Source organism: Corynebacterium gottingense, from assembly GCF_003693265.1.
Taxonomy (GTDB): domain Bacteria; phylum Actinomycetota; class Actinomycetes; order Mycobacteriales; family Mycobacteriaceae; genus Corynebacterium; species Corynebacterium gottingense.
The window spans coordinates 87,303-104,518 of record NZ_RDRE01000001.1; the positions used below are offsets into that span (position 1 = coordinate 87,303).

17 protein-coding genes are annotated in these 17,216 nt (G+C 68.8%); 12 read left to right on the plus strand and 5 right to left on the minus strand.

The annotated features are described in order from the left end of the window. Positions 1–2 precede the first annotated feature (2 nt). Complete coding sequence (menE, locus tag EAW56_RS00435; protein ID WP_122084650.1) at positions 3–1,151, minus strand: o-succinylbenzoate--CoA ligase; 1,149 nt, start codon at positions 1,149–1,151, stop codon at positions 3–5. Positions 1,152–1,218: 67 nt separating this feature from the next. Between menE and EAW56_RS00440 the strand changes: the two genes are divergently transcribed. From EAW56_RS00440 to EAW56_RS00460, 5 genes are all read left to right on the plus strand, one after another. Further along, the gene (locus EAW56_RS00440) at positions 1,219–2,367 is read left to right on the plus strand and encodes an ATP-binding protein (RefSeq protein WP_167457365.1); all 1,149 of its coding nucleotides are present in this window, start codon (positions 1,219–1,221) and stop codon (positions 2,365–2,367) included. Between the two features lie 9 nt (positions 2,368–2,376). Then, positions 2,377–3,465, plus strand: a complete 1,089-nt coding sequence (locus EAW56_RS00445) for a sensor histidine kinase (RefSeq protein WP_122084654.1) — start codon at positions 2,377–2,379, stop codon at positions 3,463–3,465. Further along, positions 3,462–4,091: a response regulator gene (locus EAW56_RS00450; RefSeq protein WP_122084655.1), complete on the plus strand. Its 630-nt coding sequence runs from the start codon at positions 3,462–3,464 to the stop codon at positions 4,089–4,091. The genes EAW56_RS00445 and EAW56_RS00450 overlap by 4 nt, the downstream gene beginning before the upstream one ends. 75 nt (positions 4,092–4,166) lie before the next feature. Next, positions 4,167–4,877 (plus strand): ATP-binding cassette domain-containing protein, encoded by a 711-nt coding sequence (locus tag EAW56_RS00455; RefSeq protein WP_122084657.1) that lies wholly within the window; start codon positions 4,167–4,169, stop codon positions 4,875–4,877. Next, positions 4,874–6,298, plus strand: coding sequence for an ABC-2 family transporter permease (locus tag EAW56_RS00460; RefSeq protein WP_122084658.1), 1,425 nt, complete (start codon positions 4,874–4,876; stop codon positions 6,296–6,298). The genes EAW56_RS00455 and EAW56_RS00460 overlap by 4 nt, the downstream gene beginning before the upstream one ends. Positions 6,299–6,405: 107 nt before the next feature. Here the strand turns inward: EAW56_RS00460 and EAW56_RS00465 are convergent, their stop codons facing one another. Continuing rightward, complete coding sequence (locus EAW56_RS00465; RefSeq protein WP_122084660.1) at positions 6,406–7,338, minus strand: 1,4-dihydroxy-2-naphthoyl-CoA synthase; 933 nt, start codon at positions 7,336–7,338, stop codon at positions 6,406–6,408. Positions 7,339–7,398: 60 nt separating this feature from the next. Between EAW56_RS00465 and EAW56_RS00470 the strand changes: the two genes are divergently transcribed. The 7 genes from EAW56_RS00470 (at position 7,399) to EAW56_RS00500 (ending at position 14,794) form a co-directional block, all read left to right on the plus strand. Further along, positions 7,399–8,388 carry an o-succinylbenzoate synthase gene (locus EAW56_RS00470; protein ID WP_167457366.1) on the plus strand — a complete coding sequence of 330 codons (990 nt, stop codon included), beginning with the start codon at positions 7,399–7,401 and terminating at the stop codon, positions 8,386–8,388. Positions 8,389–8,532: 144 nt separating this feature from the next. Further along, on the plus strand, positions 8,533–10,113 hold the full coding sequence (locus EAW56_RS00475) for an SLC13 family permease (protein WP_095537587.1): 1,581 nt from the start codon (positions 8,533–8,535) through the stop codon (positions 10,111–10,113). 38 nt (positions 10,114–10,151) lie between these two features. Further along, a complete protein-coding gene (locus EAW56_RS00480; RefSeq protein WP_122084663.1) occupies positions 10,152–10,727 on the plus strand; it encodes a hypothetical protein in 576 nt (191 codons plus the stop codon). Positions 10,728–10,748: 21 nt separating this feature from the next. Continuing rightward, positions 10,749–12,377: a 2-succinyl-5-enolpyruvyl-6-hydroxy-3-cyclohexene-1-carboxylic-acid synthase gene (gene menD, locus EAW56_RS00485; protein WP_122084665.1), complete on the plus strand. Its 1,629-nt coding sequence runs from the start codon at positions 10,749–10,751 to the stop codon at positions 12,375–12,377. Continuing rightward, positions 12,377–12,793, plus strand: a complete 417-nt coding sequence (locus EAW56_RS00490) for a DUF3592 domain-containing protein (RefSeq protein WP_415528451.1) — start codon at positions 12,377–12,379, stop codon at positions 12,791–12,793. Before menD ends, EAW56_RS00490 begins: the two co-directional genes overlap by 1 nt. 63 nt (positions 12,794–12,856) lie before the next feature. Further along, a complete protein-coding gene (locus EAW56_RS00495) occupies positions 12,857–14,056 on the plus strand; it encodes a glycosyltransferase family 4 protein (protein ID WP_122084668.1) in 1,200 nt (399 codons plus the stop codon). Positions 14,057–14,077: 21 nt separating this feature from the next. Beyond that, positions 14,078–14,794 (plus strand): metal-dependent transcriptional regulator, encoded by a 717-nt coding sequence (locus EAW56_RS00500; RefSeq protein WP_095275098.1) that lies wholly within the window; start codon positions 14,078–14,080, stop codon positions 14,792–14,794. Here the strand turns inward: EAW56_RS00500 and EAW56_RS00505 are convergent. Genes EAW56_RS00505 through EAW56_RS00515 form a run of 3 tightly spaced genes read right to left on the minus strand, consistent with a single transcriptional unit; the run spans position 14,700 to position 17,211 of the window. Then, a complete protein-coding gene (locus EAW56_RS00505; RefSeq protein ID WP_095547664.1) occupies positions 14,700–15,569 on the minus strand; it encodes a metal ABC transporter permease in 870 nt (289 codons plus the stop codon). The genes EAW56_RS00500 and EAW56_RS00505 overlap by 95 nt on opposite strands. Next, a complete protein-coding gene (locus tag EAW56_RS00510; protein ID WP_122084669.1) occupies positions 15,566–16,306 on the minus strand; it encodes a metal ABC transporter ATP-binding protein in 741 nt (246 codons plus the stop codon). The genes EAW56_RS00505 and EAW56_RS00510 overlap by 4 nt, the downstream gene beginning before the upstream one ends. Beyond that, on the minus strand, positions 16,303–17,211 hold the full coding sequence (locus tag EAW56_RS00515) for a metal ABC transporter substrate-binding protein (protein WP_122084671.1): 909 nt from the start codon (positions 17,209–17,211) through the stop codon (positions 16,303–16,305). The genes EAW56_RS00510 and EAW56_RS00515 overlap by 4 nt, the downstream gene beginning before the upstream one ends. Between the last annotated feature and the right edge of the window lie 5 nt (positions 17,212–17,216).

Sequence of the window (17,216 nt, forward strand, 5' to 3'; positions counted from 1 at the left end):
GGCTAGTTCCCGCCAAACATTTCCGCCACCGCAGCCCGGTCGACTTTGCCGGGGCCGAGTTGGGGGAGGGCGGGCACGGGGCGTAGTTCCTTCGGCACCTGCCAGCGGGGCAGGTCTTCAAAACTGTCCATCAAATCGGCGACCTCGGCGGAGCCGGTGTAGGCGGCGCAGATGCGCTGGCCGAATCGCTCGTCGGCAACGCCGACAACGCAGGCGGAGGTCACGCCGGGCTGGGCGAGTAGGAAGCGCTCGAGCACTTCCGGCTGCAGCTTGAAGCCGCCGGTGGAGATCACGTTGTCCAGGCGGCCCTCGACGGTGAGTACGCCGTCGGTGATGTGGCCGGCATCGGAGGTGGTGAACCAGCGCTGGCCGTCGGCGTCGGTGGTGAACGGGTCGGGCTGCACGTCACCGCGGTAGCCTTCGGCCACCATGGGGCCGCCGAGGACGATGCGGCCGCCGTCGAGGCGCACGCGCGCGCCTGCGATGGGCACGCCGTCGTAGACGCAGCCGCCCGAGGTCTCGGAGGAGCCGTAGGTGGTCACGACGTTGATGCGCAGCTTCTTCGCGGAGTCGAGGAGGCGGGGGTTGGTGGCGGCGCCGCCGACGAGGATGGCGGTGAAGCGTCGTAAAGCATCGATGCCCTGCATCGTGGAGGTGGCCTTGGCCAGCTGATGGGGCGAGAGCGCGGTGTAGCAGCGCTCGCCGGTGGCCGCGAGCTCCTCGGCGCGCGCGGCGAACTCGTTGATACTGAATCCGCGGGAAAGGTCCAGGGCGGCGGGCTCGACGCCGGCGACCATGCTGCGCACCAGCACCTGGATGCCCGCGATGTAGGCGGCCGGCATGGCGAGCAGCCACTGGCCCTGGCCGCCGAGCGCCTGGTGGGTCGCGTCCGCGCTGGAGATGAGGTTAGCGGCGGTGAGCATCGCACCCTTGGGGCGGCCCGTGGAGCCGGAGGTGGCGACGACGAGGGCGACGTTGGCGTCGATAAGCTGCCCGACGCCCTGCGTATTGCGCAGCAGGTTGGCGCGGGTGGGGTCGTTGGTGGGCACCGGCAGGAGGGCGCGTTGGCCGGTGAGTGCCTCCTCGAGCGCGGGCATGATGGCCAGCGGGTTCGCGGGGTCGACGGGGAGGATCTCAAGGCGGTTGTTCACGGAGCTAGCCTAGCAAGCCGTATGAGTCTTTATGATTCGGCGATTCATAAACAGGTATAAAGGGGGCATGCAGCCTAGCCCGTACACCCCAGGCGAGATCGCGCCGGAAGTCTTCGGCCGCGAGCAGATCCTCGAGGACATCCGCCGCGACCTCGCCTTCATTATCGTCGAGCCGCGCTTTGTCGGCCGCATCCAGGTCTTCGCCGGCCCGCGCGGCGTGGGCAAAACGAGCCTACTGCGCGCCGCGCAAACCGACGCCGCGGCCAAGGGATTCGACACCCTCTGGGTCACTGCGGGCGACGGTCCGCTGCTCGCCTCGCTCGTCGAAGCGCTCGAGGAGGTCTCCAGCACCTGGCAGGGCTCGCTTGTCGACGCCCTCCGCTCCCTCATCTCCACCGCAAAAGTTGAGGTCGCCGGCGTCTCGGTCAGCGGGGCGGCCCCGCGCAAGGGTACGGAGACGGGCAGCCAGGGACGCCGGCTGCAACGGCTCCTCGCCGCAGCGGGCCGCGCAGCGCGGGAGCGCTCGCGCGGGCTCGTCCTGTTCATCGACGAGATCCAGAGCGCCGACGCCGACGGCATCAAGGCGCTCGCCTACGCGTGGCAGCACATGCAATCCGAGCAGCGCGACCTGCCCATGGCCGCCTACACCGCAGGACTCAGCCACACTCAGGACGTGGTCACGGACGCGGTGAGCTTCGCCGAGCGCTTCGCCTACCAGCACCTGCACAACCTCACCCGCCCGCAGGCCGCGGACGCGCTGCGCAGCCTCGCCGCGGCGAAGGGGGTGCGCTGGTCCGACGACGCGCTCGAGGCCGCACTCGGATTCGCGGGCGGCTACCCCTACTTCATGCAGGTCATCGGCGACGAGACGTGGCGTGCCGCTGGCTTCCCGGGACCGGGCACGGTGCTGGAGGTGCCGCAGGTTGAGGCCGCCGGGGAGGGCTTCAACCAGATGCGCCAGACCTTCTTCCGCGCCCGCTGGAAGAAGGCCACACCCGCGGAGGCACGGATGCTGCGCGCCATGGCCACCGCGAGCGAGGGCAGCGCGGATGGGCCCGTGAAGCGCAGCGCCATCGCCGAGGCCATGGGACGCGACTCCAACGACTTGAGCATGGCGCGGCGATCCCTGCTGGACAAGGGGCTCATCGACACCTCCAGCCACGGCTACCTGGAGTTCACCGCGCCGGGCTTCGCCGAGTTCGTCCGGGGGCTGTAGGCGGTGAGGATGCGTACGGTCGACCTGGTCCTCGCCAGCCTCGCCGCGGTGCTGGCGCTGGTGTACACGGCCAGCGCGTTCGCGGAGCCGAGCGACGCATCCGGGTGGGTGCAGGCCCTGCTGTCCTGGGGGTTCGTCGCGGCGTTCGGGATGGTCACGGGGCGGGTGCGGTGGGCGTCGATAGGCATGATTGCCCTGAACGCGGCCTGGTCCGCGGTGTGGATCCTTGCACCGGTCAACCTGGGCTACACACTCTGGGTGCTGGCGGTGCCCGTTGCGGTGTTCGTGGCGCGCAGGTTCGCGGGCGGGCGCTTCGGCGCGGGTGTGCTTGCCGCGGCGATGGTGTGGGCGCTGGCCTCGCCGTTTATGTGGGCGTGGGACGAGCGCTTCGTTCTGTTCTACCGCTCAGGGGTGGACGCGGTACTCGCGCTCGCTGCGCACTGGGCGGTGCTCGCCGTGGCGTACCTGCTGGGCGCGAACCTGGCGCGGGAGGAGGCAGGAAGGCGCGAGCGGCTGCGCGTGGCGCGCGAGCAGGAGCGACTGGCCATCGCCGGCGACATCCACGACCTCCTCGGGCACACGCTCACGCTGATCCGGGTGCAGGCGAACGCGGGGCTCGCGGCCGGCGACGAGCGCGCGGCGCTGAAACAGATCAGCGCGGAGGCGGGCGAGGCGCTCACGGACATCCGCCGGCTTGTGCGCGGCCTGCGCGACGGTGGCAGCGGGGTGGAGCCAACCGCCGGTGTGGAGGAGCTGCCTGAGCTGGTGCAACGCTTTCGGGACGCGGGGGTGCGCGTCAGGTACGAGGGCGGCGCGCTGCCGCAGGTGCCCGCCGTGAGCAGCCTGGCCGCCCACCGCATCGTCGCCGAGGCCGTGGCCAACGCCGCGCGCCACCAGGAGGACCCGGACGTGCGCGTGCGGGTGGAGGCGGCAGACCGGCTCGCCGTGACCGTCGCGTCGACCGGGCCGATCGGCCCCCGCCCCGGCGCGGGCACCGGACTGGAGGGCTGTCGCGAGCGCGCCGCCAGCGCGGGCGGCACGCTGTCGACCGAGCAGCGCGGGGACACCTTTATCGTGCGCGCGGAGCTGGGCCGATGATTCGCATTTTGCTTGCCGACGACCAACCGCTCCTCCTTTCCGCCCTGTCCACCATCCTCGCGGCACAGCCGGACTTGGAGGTCGTGGCCACCGCGAAGGACGGGGCGCAGGCGGTGGAGCGGGCGCGGGCGCACCGCATCGACGTGGCGGTGCTGGACATCCGCATGCCGGTGCTCGACGGCATCGCCGCCGCCGCGCAGATCCTCCCGTTCGGCACGCGGGTGATCATGCTTACCACGTTTGACGACGACGCCCTGATCCAGTCCGCCATCGACGCCGGCGTCCACGGCTTCCTGCTCAAAGACGCGGACCCGGACGTGCTTGCGGACGCGGTGCGCACCGTCGCGCGCGGCGAGTCCGTCCTGGCCAGCGGGGTGACGGGGCGCGTCATGGAGTGGGTGCGTGGCGGCACCCCGCAGGACCGGTCGGTGCTCGAGGGGCTCACGGCGCGCGAGCTGGACGTGCTCGCCGAGGTCGGCCGCGGGGCCACCAACGCCGAGATCGCGCAGCGGCTCTTCATCGCCGAAACCACCGTGAAAACGCACGTGTCCAGCCTGCTGTCCAAGCTGGGCGCGCGCGACCGGATCGCGCTCGTGCTCATCGCGCAGCGCGCCGGGATCTCCTGATCTCCTCCCACGGGAGGAGCGCAGTTCCGCCCGCGGGGCGATGTGGCGCGCCGGGCTGGTGGCGAGGATTGGGGTATGACTTCACCACAGCTGGCCTGCGAGGGCGTGACCGTGTCCTACGGCGCCCACCGCGTGCTTACCGACGTCTCCCTGCACACCACTCCCGGCCGCGTCCACGCGCTGCTCGGACCCAACGGGGCTGGCAAGTCCACACTCATGAAGGTCCTGCTCGGGCTCCTTGTTCCAGAGGCCGGCGAGGTCACGCTCATGGGTCAGCCCTTTGCGCGGGCGAATCTGCGCCACGTAGGCGCCTCTATCAACGACCCCGCCTTCTATAGCCACCTAAGCGCCCGCAACAACTTGCGCGTGCACGCCACGCTGCTCGGCCTGCCGGATTCCGAGGTGGATCGTGTCCTCCAACTCGTGGGGCTCCAGGACGCGGGCAAGAAGAAAGCGGGCGCGTTTTCCACCGGCATGAAGGGCCGGTTGGCGCTCGCGCAGGCCCTGCTCGGCGAGCCAGAGGTGCTCATTCTCGACGAACCCCAGAACGGACTTGACCCCGAGGGCATCGCCCACCTGCGCGCCTACCTGCGCGAATACGCCGCCGCGGGGCGCACCGTGCTGGTCAGCTCCCACCAGCTTGGCGAGGTCGTGCACATGGCTGATGACGCCACCGTCATCGCCGGCGGCAGCGTGCGCTTCGCCGGTCAGCTTGCGCAGCTGGGGCCGAACCTGGAGGAGTCCTTCTTCCGGCTCACCACCGGCGGGAACGGGGGAGCGCAGTGAATTACCTGCACGCTGAATGGATCCGCTCGCGCGGCTCGACCCTGTGGTGGCTCGCCGGGGCGGGCCTGCTGTTCGGCTGCGTGTTCGCGGCGTTCTCGCTCGTCGGCCGGGTAGAGACGGCACGCTACCTGATGAACTGGCAAGGCCTCCTGGTCACCGCACTCGCCGCGCCGGTCGCGACCCTGTTCGCCGGCGTGGCGGAGACCCGCGAGCGTTCGTCACGTTCGGGCGGGACCGACTGGCGGCCGGTGGACCCCCGCCGCGTGCGCGCTGCCCGCCTCGCCGTGGTGTGGGCCGCACTCGGTGTGTTCTGCCTCGCGGACTTTGGCGTGAACTGGCTGGTGGCCTCCGCCGTCGGGCTTTCCGGCGCGGGGGCGGTGCTCGCTGCCGGCGCTGCCGCCTGGGTGGGCATGTGCGGCGTGGCGGGCGTGGCCGCCGCGCTGGTGCGCCGGGTCGGGATGCTACCCACATTGGTGGCGGCGATGGCGTACCAGGTCGAGCTCGGCTACTTCTGCGACCGCGTCTGGTGGTGGGCCAACCCCGCCGCCTGGCCGCTGCGTCTCGAGCTTCCGCTCATGGGGCTGCAATTCAACCTGCTGCCGTTGGAACCCGGATCGGCCCTGGACCGGCAGTCGCCCTGGGCGCCACTCGCGCTGTGCCTCCTGCTTGCCGCCTTCGGTGCGGCGTGCGCGGTGTGGACGGAGCCGCGCCGGGAGCGCCGGCGTCGCACGACCGCACACGTCGTGGCCGCACCGCGCCCGGCGGGGGCTGCGGTGCCACGCCCGGCGCGGGTGGGATTCGTTGCGGCGCTCCGGGGTGTGTACGGGGCGGGGCGGGTGGCGTCGCTAAGCGTGCTGCTCCTGCTCACCGCGCTGGTGATGCTGGTGGCGATGCGATACCCCATCGATGTGCGGCGCGCGCTGGAGACCTACCTCATTCTGCCGGTCGGCGCGGGGCTGCTGCCCACCCTGGTGTGGCCGAGGCTGCGGCCCGCGTGGCAGCTCATGCGCGTCGAGCACCCGGGCGTGGGCGCCGCGCTGCGGGTGTGGACGTGCGGCGTGGTCGCGCTCGTGGTGGTGTTCGGGGCGCTGACCAGCGGGATTGGGGGAGTTGGAAGTGCTATCGCACTGCTGACGACGAGTACGCTCGCGCTGACCGCGCTGTATATTACTGTGCGGTTCGGCGTCGCGTGGACGCTCGCGGCGACGCTGGTGTGGACCGCGTTGTCCGTGACCATTGGCGGCGACGTGCTGGCGGGCAGCTGGCTGTGGGTGCTCGCCGTGCCGGCCTGGGCGGAGACCGCGACGACCCCGCTGCGCGCGGCGGTGGCGCTGGGCGGCGGGGTGCTGCTGGCGACGGGGGCGTGGGCTGCGGCGGGGAGGGCGTTGGCGGGTCCCGCTCGGCGTGACTCGGCTGGATGACGAGAAGGGGGCGACGAACTCGTTGATTTTTCTCCGCGTCCTCGTCATCCTCATCTCGTCATCTGGGGCGGCAGCGCCGTCTAGCCAGCAACGAGCACCAAAGCGCCCTAGTAGTAAAACGGGAACTCGTCCCAGCGCGGGTCGCGCTTCTCCAAAAACGAGTCGCGGCCCTCGACGGCCTCGTCGGTCATGTACGCCAGGCGAGTCGCCTCGCCGGCGAAGACCTGCTGGCCCATCAGACCGTCATCGGTAAGGTTGAACGCGAATTTGAGCATGCGCTGCGCGGTGGGGGACTTGCCGTTGATCTCGCGCGCGGCCTGGATCGCCTCATCTTCCAGGGATTCATGCGAAGCGACGATGTTCACCGCGCCCATGCGCTGCATGTCCTCAGCGGAATAGGTGCGGCCCAGGAAGAAGATTTCGCGGGCGAACTTCTGCCCCACCATCTTGGCCAAATACGCAGACCCGTAGCCGGCGTCGAAGGAGCCGACGTCGGCATCCGTCTGCTTGAAGCGGGCCTCCTCGCGCGAGGCGATGGTGAGGTCGCAGACCACGTGCAGCGAGTGCCCGCCGCCGGCCGCCCAGCCGCCCACCACCGCGATGACCACCTTGGGCATCGTGCGGATCAGGCGCTGGACCTCCAGGATGTGTAGGCGCCCGCCCTCTGCCTTCACTCGCGCGGTGTCGATGGTCTCGGCCGTGTCGCCGCCGGCGTACTGGTATCCGGAGCGGCCGCGGATGCGCTGGTCGCCGCCCGAGCAGAACGCCCAGCCACCGTCTTTCTCGGAGGGGCCGTTGCCGGTCAAGAGCACCACACCGACGTCAGGTGAGCGGCGGGCGTGGTCGAGTGCTTGGTAGAGCTCGTCAACCGTGTGGGGTCGGAACGCGTTGCGCACCTCCGGGCGGTCAAACGCGATGCGCACGATGCCGTCGGCGCGGGACTCGCCGACGTGGCGGTGGTAGGTGATGTCGGTGAAGTCGAAGCCCTCGACGCTGCGCCACTGGGTGGGGTCGAACGGCTGGGAGGTGGAGTAACTCATGGGACTGCATCCTACCTACCTACGCGTGCACTCCCGCAGGCAAATTACAGTAGCAAGAACATGACGATGTACGGAAGGGAAAACAGTTTGCTGCCCACCGCCGACGAGATCCTGCAGCGCGCGCACGTCGTGACGCTGCCCATGGCCGTGCGATTCCGCGGTATCACCACCCGCGAGGCCCTGCTCATTGACGGGCCCGCTGGCTGGGGCGAGTTCGCGCCCTTCCTCGAGTACGGGCAGGAAGAGTCCGCAGCGTGGCTGCGCGCCGGGATCGAAGCCGCCTTCGAGGGCCTCCCCGCAGCCGAGGGCGAGGTCGAGGTCAACGGCACCGTTCCCGCCGTGCCGGCCGATGAGGTCGAAGCGGTGCTCGCCCGCTACCCGGAGGGGATCAACACGTTCAAGGTCAAGGTCGCGGAGAAGGGGCAGTCGCTTGCCGACGACACCGCCCGCCTCGCCCGCGTCCACACCCTCCGCCCCGACGCGCGCCTGCGCGTGGACGCCAACCGGGCCTGGACCGTGGACGAGGCCTGCGAGGCGATCGCCGCGCTCGATGGCGTGGCCGAGCTCGAGTACGTGGAGCAGCCCTGCGCCTCCGCCGAGGAGCTCGCGGAGGTGCGCCGCCGCGTCGCCTCTCCGATCGCCGCGGACGAGTCCATCCGCAAGGCGAGTGATCCGTACCGCGTCGCCGAGCTGGGCGCGGCGGACGTCGCCGTGTGCAAGGTTGCCCCGTTGGGTGGGGTGCGCCCGCTGGTGCGGATCTCGCGCGAGCTGGGCCTGGACGTGACCGTGGCCAGCGCGCTGGACACCGCGGTGGGCATGGACGCCGGGCTGGTCGCCGCGCAGCTCACGGGCTCACGCGCGGCGGGCCTGGCCACCCAAAATCTGTTCGCGGAGGACGTGGCGGCGCCGCGCGAGATTGTCGGCGGCCGCCTCCGCATCAGCCGCACCGTGCCCGATCCGGAGCGGCTCCACGGCCTGCGTGCGGGCGGCGAACGCGAAAACTGGTGGTTCCAACGGGTTCGCGACTGCCTCCCCTACATACGGGGGTGATGTGTCCGGGAGTGCCCTACGGAATGCCAAAGGAATGTCCGGTTTTTCACCCGGTGCACTAAACTTTTTTACAGGTGATTGTGAAAAAGAATACCAATCATGCTGTGGAAACAGTACTGAACACGTTGGAAAGTAGGTGGGGCAATGTCTACCCCCGTTGTGCATGACTCATCCGCGCTGTCGGATGGCGATCTCGCCAAAGCCCCAGAACCAGGCGAGTGGCGCCGCCAGCTGATCGGCCTGATCCTCGGCGTCGCACTCGCGGCGCTCATCTGGTTCATTTTCCCCGCGAGCGCCCCGGACACGGTGTCACAATCCGCGGGCGCGAAGCCGGACGTGGAGTACACCGCGCAGGCGATGCGCGTCGTCGCCGCCACCACGGTGCTCATGGCGGTGTGGTGGATGACGGAGGCCATCCCGTTGGCCGCGACCGCGCTGCTGCCCATCGCCATCTTCCCCGTCATGGGGGTGGCCGAGTTTTCCAAGGTGTCGTCCCCGTACGCCTCCGCCACCATCTTCCTGTTCATGGGCGGCTTCCTCATGGCGCTGGGCCTGCAGCGCTGGAACCTGCACCGGCGCCTCGCGCTCGTAGTGGTCAAGCTGGTGGGGACGAGCCCGAAGCGCATCATCCTGGGCTTCATGATCGCCACGGGCTTCATGTCCATGTGGGTTTCCAACACCGCGACCGCCGTGGTCATGTTGCCCATCGGCACCTCCGTGCTCATGCTCACCGCGGACACCGTGGGCGGCATGCAGAACCAGAAGAAGTTCGGGACCGCGCTGATGCTGGCGATCGCGTACTCGGCGTCGATAGGCTCACTCGGCACGCTCATCGGCACCCCGCCGAACGCGCTGCTGCAGGGCTACATGAAGGAGGCACACGGCATCACCATCGGCTTCGGTCAGTGGATGCTGGTTGGCATGCCGGTGGCCATCGCGTTCACCTTCATCGCTTGGTGGGTGCTCATCACCGTGTTCAAGCCGGAGATTGACCACATTCCGGGAGGCAAGGAGCTCATCGAGGCGGAGATCCGCAAGCTCGGTCCGTGGACCTTCCCGCAGATTGCCGCGGGCATCATCTTCCTCCTCGCGGCGCTGGCCTGGATCTTCATCCCGCTGGGCATCAAGCAGTTCGGCTGGGACTTCCCGTACGACGACGCCATCGTGGGCATCATCGCCGGCCTGCTCATGTTCATCATCCCGGGCAAGAAAAACGGCAAGCGCCTGCTTGACTGGGAGACGGCGAACGAGATGCCGTGGGACGTCCTCCTCCTCTTCGGCGGCGGGCTGTCGCTCTCCGCAATGTTCACCGCCACGGGCCTGTCGCTCTGGATCGGCGAGGCCGCCAAGGGCCTGGCCGTCCTGCCGGTCTTCCTGCTCATCTTCGCCATCGCCGCCCTCGTGCTCGGTCTGACGGAGCTGACCTCCAACACCGCAACAGCAGCGACGTTCCTGCCCATCATGGGTGGTGTGGCAGTGGGCATCGGGCTTACCGACGCCAGCGAGATGAACGTCCTCATCCTCGCCATCCCCGTGGCGCTGTCCGCCACCTGTGCGTTCATGCTCCCGGTGGCCACCCCGCCGAACGCCATCGCGTACTCCTCGGGCTACGTCACCATGGGCGAGATGATCAAGGGCGGCATCTGGCTCAACGCGATCGCGCTGGTCCTTATCGCCCTGGCCACCTACTTCCTCGCCGTCCCCGTGTTCGGGTTAGTGCTCTAGATACCGCCCTGCTGTCACTGGCGCGTTAGGCTATCCGCATGGATAACCAGACGCGCCAGTTTGGCGTTCCGGAGGAACCACCGCACCGTCCCCGCCCCAAGCAGTACTTCCCCGACCCTGCTGAACAGGAACGCCCGCGCTACCAGGAGCCCCCGCGCTACGAGCAACCCCGTTACGAGCAGCCGCAGTACACCCAGCCGGCGCCGCCGGAGCCCGAGTCGCGCTACTACGAGGAGCCAGAGGAGCGCTCCAACACACTCGCCATGGTGCTGGGCGTGCTGCTCGCCATCGCGCTGGCGGCGGGCGTGGTGTTCTTCTTCCTTTGGCGCGGCGCGTCCGCCGAGGCCTCGAAGCCGCCGGTGACCGTGACCAACACCCGGACCGAGACCGTCACGTCGACGGAGACGACCACGAAGCGCCCGTCGCTGTTCGGCGACCGCGACAGGGATTCCCGTGAGCCGGAGCCGACAGCGCAGACAGCGCCGACGGAGTCCGAGCTGCCCGACCTCCCGGAGGCGCCCGACGTGCAGGTCCCCGACGAGGTGCGCACCGGTGCAGAGGACCTCCTAGACGAGCTGCGCCGCGGCGCGGACGACATTCTTCAGAACCAGTAGCCACCGCTAGACTGGGCACTCATGGAAACGCTCCCTGAATCGCTTGCCGTTGCCCGCGTGATTGCCCAGCGCCTGGCTGACAACGTCACCGACGTGGTCATGAGCCCGGGTTCGCGCAATTCGCCCCTGGCCTACGCGCTCATGGCCCGCAGGGACCTCCGCGTGCACATGCGTATCGACGAGCGCTCGGCCGCCTTCACCGCGCTCGGCCTCGCGCGCGTTCAACGCCGGCACGTGGGCGTCGTCATGACCTCGGGCACCGCGGTGGCGAACGCGCTGCCCGCGATGGTGGAGGCGCACATGTCGCACACCCCGCTGGCCGTCGTGAGTGCGGACCGCCCGGCCCGGCTGGTGGGCACGGGGGCATCGCAAACAATTTGGCAAGACGGGATCTTCGGCCGCTACGCCGCCACCCAGCAGGTGGCCACGGAGGCGGACGCCGCCGCCGTGTCCTTCGCGGCGGACCAGGTCCACATCAACGTCGCCCTGGACACCCCGCTCGTGCCCGACACGCTCCCGGCGCCGGAGGGCGAGCCGCGCCGGGTCGGCCCGGGCCGCCTGAGCACGCCGCCGACCTGGGTGGACCACGGCGCCGTGGACGTGGACCTGACCCGCAACACCCTCGTCATCGCGGGCGACGAGGCCTGGGACGTCCCCGGCCTCGAGCACGTGCCCACCATCGCGGAGCCGACTGCGCCCGCCCCCTTCCACCAGGTACACCCGCTGGCGGCGCGCTTCTTTGCCAAGAGCGAGGTCGCCATCTCCCACGACGGCGGCGACTTCTCCGCGGAAACCAAGCCGGATCAGCTCATCGTGGTGGGGCACCCCACCCTGCACCGCGACGTCATGGCGCTCATGGCGGACCCGGACATCGAGGTCATCGGCATCTCGCGCACCGACACGTTCACCGGCCACCCGGACCGGCGCGGCTCCCGCGTCAACGCCACCGGACAGTCCACGGACACCTGGATCAAGATCTGCGAGGCCGCGGGCGAGGTTGGCGCCCAGACTGTGCGCGACGCACTCACCGAGGACGAGTTCGGGCTGACCGGCATGCACGTCGCCGCCGCCGTGTGCGACACCCTCGGCGTGGGCGACACGCTCGTCGTCGGCTCCTCCAACCCGGTTCGCGACGTGAGCATGGTGGGCATGCCTTTCGACGGCGTGACCACCATCTCCGCGCGCGGGGCCGCGGGTATCGACGGCACCGTCTCCCAGGCCGTCGGCGTGGCCCTGGCGACGCAGGCCCTGCACCCCGACGAGATCCGGGCCCCGCGCACCGTTGCTCTCATGGGCGACCTGACCTTCCTGCACGACGTAAATGGTCTGCTCATCGGCCCAGACGAGCCGCGCCCCGGGAACCTCACCATCGTGGTGGCCAACGACGACGGCGGCGGGATCTTCCACACGCTTGAGACCGGGGCGGAGAGCGTGGAGCGCGACTTTGAGCGGGTGTTCGGGACGGGGCATCACGTGGGCGTCGAAAAGCTTGCCCAGGCATATGGCGCCGACTACGAGCACGCCGGCAGCCTGCAGGAACTCCTGCAGACCCTGATCCGGCTCGAGGCGGAGCCGAACCCGATCACCGTGGTGGAGGTTGACACGACGCGGGCGACCCGGCGGGCACTGGCGCAGAGGCTCGCCCGGTGATCAACTGGCGGCGGCGCGGGCAGCAGGCGCTGCTGGCGCTCTACCTGGCCGCGCTGCTGGGGGCGGTGGCGATGGTCGGGGGAGCGGCGATGAACGACGCCCGCATCATGGCCGACCCCGGACGCGGCATGGCCACGGTGACCGGGGTGAGCGCGGTGCGCACCTCCGTGGAATACCAAGACGAGGAGGGGCGGCACTTCTCGCCGCCGAGCGGGCTGCTTTATCCCTCCGGGCTGGGGGAGGGGCAGCAGGTCTGGGTGACCTACGCCAAGAGCAACCCGGATCTGGTGAAGGTTGAGGGGCGCGGGTGGGGGCTCTCGCTCATCCCCGCGGGCTCGGTGGCGGTCGTGGCCACAGGTGTGTTCGCGCTGGCGTGGACGTGGGTGCGTCGATCAGCGCCTAAACGTTCACGTTGAGTTAGAACAAAGTTTGATCACTCGTAGAGTCTCGTTTGCATGCACATGGGAAGGTTCGAAAGTATGCGAGTCGGAATTGTCGCGGAATCATTCCTCCCGAACATCAACGGAGTCACCAACTCGGTGCTCCGCGTCTTGGAGTACCTGAAGGCGGAGGGCCACGAGGCGCTCGTCGTCGCGCCGGGTGCTCGCGACTTCCAGGAAGAGGTCGCGGACTACCTGGGCTTTCCCATCGCGCGCGTACCCACGATGCGCGTGCCGCTGGTGGATTCGCTGCCCATCGGCGTGCCCACCACCACCGTGACCGCGGCGCTGGCGGAGTTCGAGCCGGACATCATTCACCTGGCCAGCCCGTTCGTGCTCGGCGGCGCGGGCGTGTTCTCCGCGATGCAGCTCGGCGTGCCGGCTGTGGGCCTGTACCAGACCGACGTGGCCGGCTTTGCCACCAAATACCAGCTCTCCGCCGTGGCCGCGCTGGCCTGGGACTGGACCCGCAACATCCACAACCGCTGCCAGCTCAACCTCGCCCCGTCGTCGGAGGCGATTCGGGAGCTGGAGTCGCACGGCATCAAGAACGTGAAGCGCTGGGGTCGCGGCGTGAACGCGGAGCTGTTCAACCCGTCGAAGCGCTCCGACATGCTGCGCTACCAGTGGGATCCCACCGGCACGAAGAAGGTCGTCGGCTTTGTCGGCCGACTGGCCAGCGAGAAGAGCGTGTGCCGCCTGGCCGTGCTCGAGCAGGACCCGGACATCCAACTCGTGATCGTGGGCGACGGCCCGGAGCGCGACGCGCTCCAGGAGCTCATGCCCTCCGCTGTGTTTACCGGCGCGCTGTCCGGCGAGCAGCTCGCGCGCGCCTACGCGTCGCTGGACCTGTTCGTGCACACCGGCGAGTTCGAGACCTTCTGCCAGGCCATCCAGGAGGCGCAGGCCTCCGGCGTACCCACCATCGGCCCGAAGGCCGGCGGGCCGATCGACCTGATCCAGGATGGCGAGAACGGCCTGCTGCTGGAGGTGGACACCTTCAGCGAGGAGCTTCCTGACGCGGCGCGCTATCTGCTCGACGACGCCCGCTTGGCCGAACTCAAACGCAACGCGCGAGCCTCGGTGGCGGATAAAACCTGGGATGCGCTGTGCGAGCAGCTCCTCGGCTACTACGAGGAGGCACGCGCGGGCTACCGAAGCAACGTGGTCAATCTCTTCGGGCGCGATATCACCCTGCCACGGTGGGCGGGGAGGCGTCGGAAATCGCGCGGGGCTTAGGGCCGGGTAGACTGGCGCACTATGTCAGTCTCGGACCTGTCCGCAAGCACCCAGGATTACCTCAAGGCGATCTGGGAGCTTGAAGAGTGGTCGGACCAGCCCGCTACCACCTCGATGATCGCGAAGGCGCTGGGTGTGAAGCAGTCGACGGTGTCCGACACCGTGCGCAAGCTGGCTGACCAAGAGCTGGTCTCGCACAAGCGTTACGGCTCCGTGCAACTGACGGAGCAGGGGCGGGCGCACGCGGTGCAGATGGTGCGCCGCCACCGCCTGATCGAGACTTTCCTGGTGCAAGTGCTCGACTACTCCTGGGACGAGGTTCACGATGAAGCCGAACAGCTCGAGCACGCCGTCTCCGACCTTTTAGTGGAACGGGTGGCGGCGCTGCTGCACCACCCGACGCGCGACCCCCACGGCGACCCGATCCCCGCCGCCGATGGCTCGATACACGCCCCCGACGCAGTCACCCTGAGCACGGTGGAACCAGGCAGCGACGTAGTCATCGAGCGAATTTCCGACGATGACCCGGAGCTGCTGCGCTTCCTGCACGCCCACGGCCTGAACGTCGGCTCGCACCTCCACGTGGCCGAGGGCGCGCCCTTTTCCGGGGCAGTGGAAGTGCAAAACGCGGCCGACGGCGTGATTATCCCGCTGGGGCGTGCTGCGACTGACGCGGTGTACGTGAGCGCGCTCGGGCACGCACCAGCCCCCGCGGCCCAAAAAGATACACGAGCGTAAACACGCACGCCTGCGCGAGCACCATCATCGCCCCCGTGGCGGTGTCCAGGTAGTAGCTGCAGTACAGGCCCACCACCGCGCAGGCCGCGGCCATGGCAGGTGCGATAAGCAGCATCTTCCCAAAGGAATCGGTGAGCAGGTACGCCGTCGCGCCGGGAATAATCAGCATGGCAACAACCAGGATCACCCCCACGACCTGCAGCGCTACCACAGTCGTCAGTGCGAGCAGGGCGAGCAACCCGGCACCGATCGCGCGCGGGCTGAGCCCGATCGCGTGCGCGTGGATGGGGTCGAAGGCGTATAGCGTCAGATCCCGGCGCTTGATGAGCAGCGCGCCAAAAACGAGCACGGCAAGACCGATTACTTGCAGCATCTCCGCGCGGGACACGCCCAAAAGGTTGCCAAAGATGATGTGGTTTAGATCCGTGTGCGAGGGTGTGACCGAGATCAGCACCAGCCCGAAGGAGAAGAGCGAGGTAAACACGATGCCGATCGCGGCGTCCTCTTTGACCCGCGAGGTGTTGCGCACCAGGCCGATCAAGGCGACCGCGAGGAAGCCGAAGAGTACGGCGCCCACGGCGAAAGGCGCGCCGATGATGTAGGAGAGCACCACGCCTGGCAGGACCGCGTGGGAGACCGCATCGCCCATCAGCGACCAGCCCACCAGCACGAGCCAGCAGGAAAGCATCGCGCAGACGATGGAAGCAGTCAGCGCGGTGGCCAGCGCCCGGCTCATGAAGCCGTAGGTGAGTGGGTCTAGTAGCAGCGAAATCATGCGCTCTCCCCCGTCTTGGTAGGGGTCATGCCGAAGGCGCGTGCGAGGTTCTCCGGCCGCAGCACATCCTCGGTTGGGGCGTGCATGAGCACGCGCTTTTGCAGCAGGACGGATTCGTCCGCGAGCGCGGGTAGCGCGGCGAAGTCGTGCGTGGAGACGAACAGCGTGGCACCGTCGGCGACGAGTTCGCGCAGCAGTGCGGTGATCGTCGCTTCGGATTGCTTGTCGACGCCCGCGAACGGCTCGTCGAGAAGCATAATGCTCGCGCCCTGCGCAATGCCGCGGGCGACGAAGGCGCGTTTCTTCTGTCCCCCTGAAAGCTGGCCGATCTGGCGGTCGGCGAAGCGGGTCAGGTGCGTGCGCTCGAGGGCCTCATCGACGGCGGCCTCGTCGCGGCGGCGCGGGCGGCGCGTCAACCTCATGTGGCCGTAGCGGCCGGTCATGATGACCTCGCGCACGGTGATCGGGAACTGCCAGTCCACCTCTTCGCTCTGCGGGACGTAAGCGACTACCTGGGCCTTGCGAGCGGCGGCGGGGTCCGCGCCGTTGATCTGCACTGTGCCCGCGTCGGGCTTGACCAGGCCCATGATCGCCTTGAACAGGGTGGATTTGCCAGAGCCATTCATGCCGACGAGCCCGCAGGCTCGGCCCGGGGCGATGGCGACGCTGGCCTCGCGCAGGGCCTCGACGTCGCCGTAGCGTACGGTCACGCCTTCGACGCTGATCGCGGGCGTCATGATGCCTGCCCCGTAAGGCCCTCGATGATGGCGGAAGAGTCGTGCTTGATCAGGTCCAGGTAGGTGGGCACGGGGCCGTCCTCGGGTGAAAGGGAGTCGACGTAGAGGGTGTCGCCGAGCTGGGAACCCGTGGCGTCGACAACCTGCTGCATGGCCGCGTTGGAGACAGTCGACTCGCAGAAGACGGCGGGTACCTCGTTGTGCTTGACAAACTCGATGGTGCGGGCGATCTGCTGCGGGGTCGCCTCGTTTTCTGCGTTGACCGGCCAGATGTACTGCTCCTGCAGCCCGGCGTCGCGGGCGAGGTAGGAAAACGCGCCCTCGCAGGTCACCAGCGCGCGCTGCTGCTCGGGGAGCGCCGAAAGTTCGCGCGTCATCTCGTCCTGGATTTCCTGCAGCTGCGCCTTGTAGCTCGCCCCGTTTTCCGCGTACTGCTCGGCGTGCTCCGGGTCGAGCTCGCTGAAGGCGTCGACGATGTTGTCCACGTAGGTCTGCACATTTTTCGGGCTCATCCAGGCGTGCGGGTTGGGTTTGCCGGCGTAGGCGTCCTCGGTGATGTCGATCGGGTCGATGCCTTCGGAAATGACCGTGTGCGGCACATCGGTCTCTTCCACGAACTGGGCGAACCAGTTTTCCAGGTTGAGACCGTTATCCAGGATGAGATCCGCCTCTGAGGCCTTGGCGATGTCACCTGGGGTGGGCTCGTACCCGTGGATCTCGGCACCAGGTTTGGTGATGGATTCCACCTGCAGGTGTTCGCCGGCGACGTTGGCGGCGATGTCTTGGATGACGGTGAAAGTGGTCAAAACGACCGGTTCATCGCCGGAGGAGGGGGTGTTTGCGCAGCTTGCCGTGCCGCAGGCGAGGAGGAGTGTGGCGCAGACGCCGAGTGCCCGTCGGATCATGGTGT

Bases quoted from the DNA above. Each gene is read 5' to 3' on its own strand.
- EAW56_RS00440 (WP_167457365.1), top strand. From the start codon at position 1,219: ATGCAGCCTAGCCCGTACACCCCAGGCGAGATCGCGCCGGAAGTCTTC.
- EAW56_RS00445 (WP_122084654.1), top strand. From the start codon at position 2,377: ATGCGTACGGTCGACCTGGTCCTCGCCAGCCTCGCCGCGGTGCTGGCG.
- EAW56_RS00450 (WP_122084655.1), top strand. From the start codon at position 3,462: ATGATTCGCATTTTGCTTGCCGACGACCAACCGCTCCTCCTTTCCGCC.
- EAW56_RS00455 (WP_122084657.1), top strand. From the start codon at position 4,167: ATGACTTCACCACAGCTGGCCTGCGAGGGCGTGACCGTGTCCTACGGC.
- EAW56_RS00465 (WP_122084660.1), bottom strand. From the start codon at position 7,338: ATGAGTTACTCCACCTCCCAGCCGTTCGACCCCACCCAGTGGCGCAGC.
- EAW56_RS00470 (WP_167457366.1), top strand. From the start codon at position 7,399: ATGACGATGTACGGAAGGGAAAACAGTTTGCTGCCCACCGCCGACGAG.
- EAW56_RS00475 (WP_095537587.1), top strand. From the start codon at position 8,533: ATGTCTACCCCCGTTGTGCATGACTCATCCGCGCTGTCGGATGGCGAT.
- EAW56_RS00480 (WP_122084663.1), top strand. From the start codon at position 10,152: ATGGATAACCAGACGCGCCAGTTTGGCGTTCCGGAGGAACCACCGCAC.
- menD (WP_122084665.1), top strand. From the start codon at position 10,749: ATGGAAACGCTCCCTGAATCGCTTGCCGTTGCCCGCGTGATTGCCCAG.
- EAW56_RS00495 (WP_122084668.1), top strand. From the start codon at position 12,857: ATGCGAGTCGGAATTGTCGCGGAATCATTCCTCCCGAACATCAACGGA.
- EAW56_RS00500 (WP_095275098.1), top strand. From the start codon at position 14,078: ATGTCAGTCTCGGACCTGTCCGCAAGCACCCAGGATTACCTCAAGGCG.
- EAW56_RS00505 (WP_095547664.1), bottom strand. From the start codon at position 15,569: ATGATTTCGCTGCTACTAGACCCACTCACCTACGGCTTCATGAGCCGG.
- EAW56_RS00510 (WP_122084669.1), bottom strand. From the start codon at position 16,306: ATGACGCCCGCGATCAGCGTCGAAGGCGTGACCGTACGCTACGGCGAC.
- EAW56_RS00515 (WP_122084671.1), bottom strand. From the start codon at position 17,211: ATGATCCGACGGGCACTCGGCGTCTGCGCCACACTCCTCCTCGCCTGC.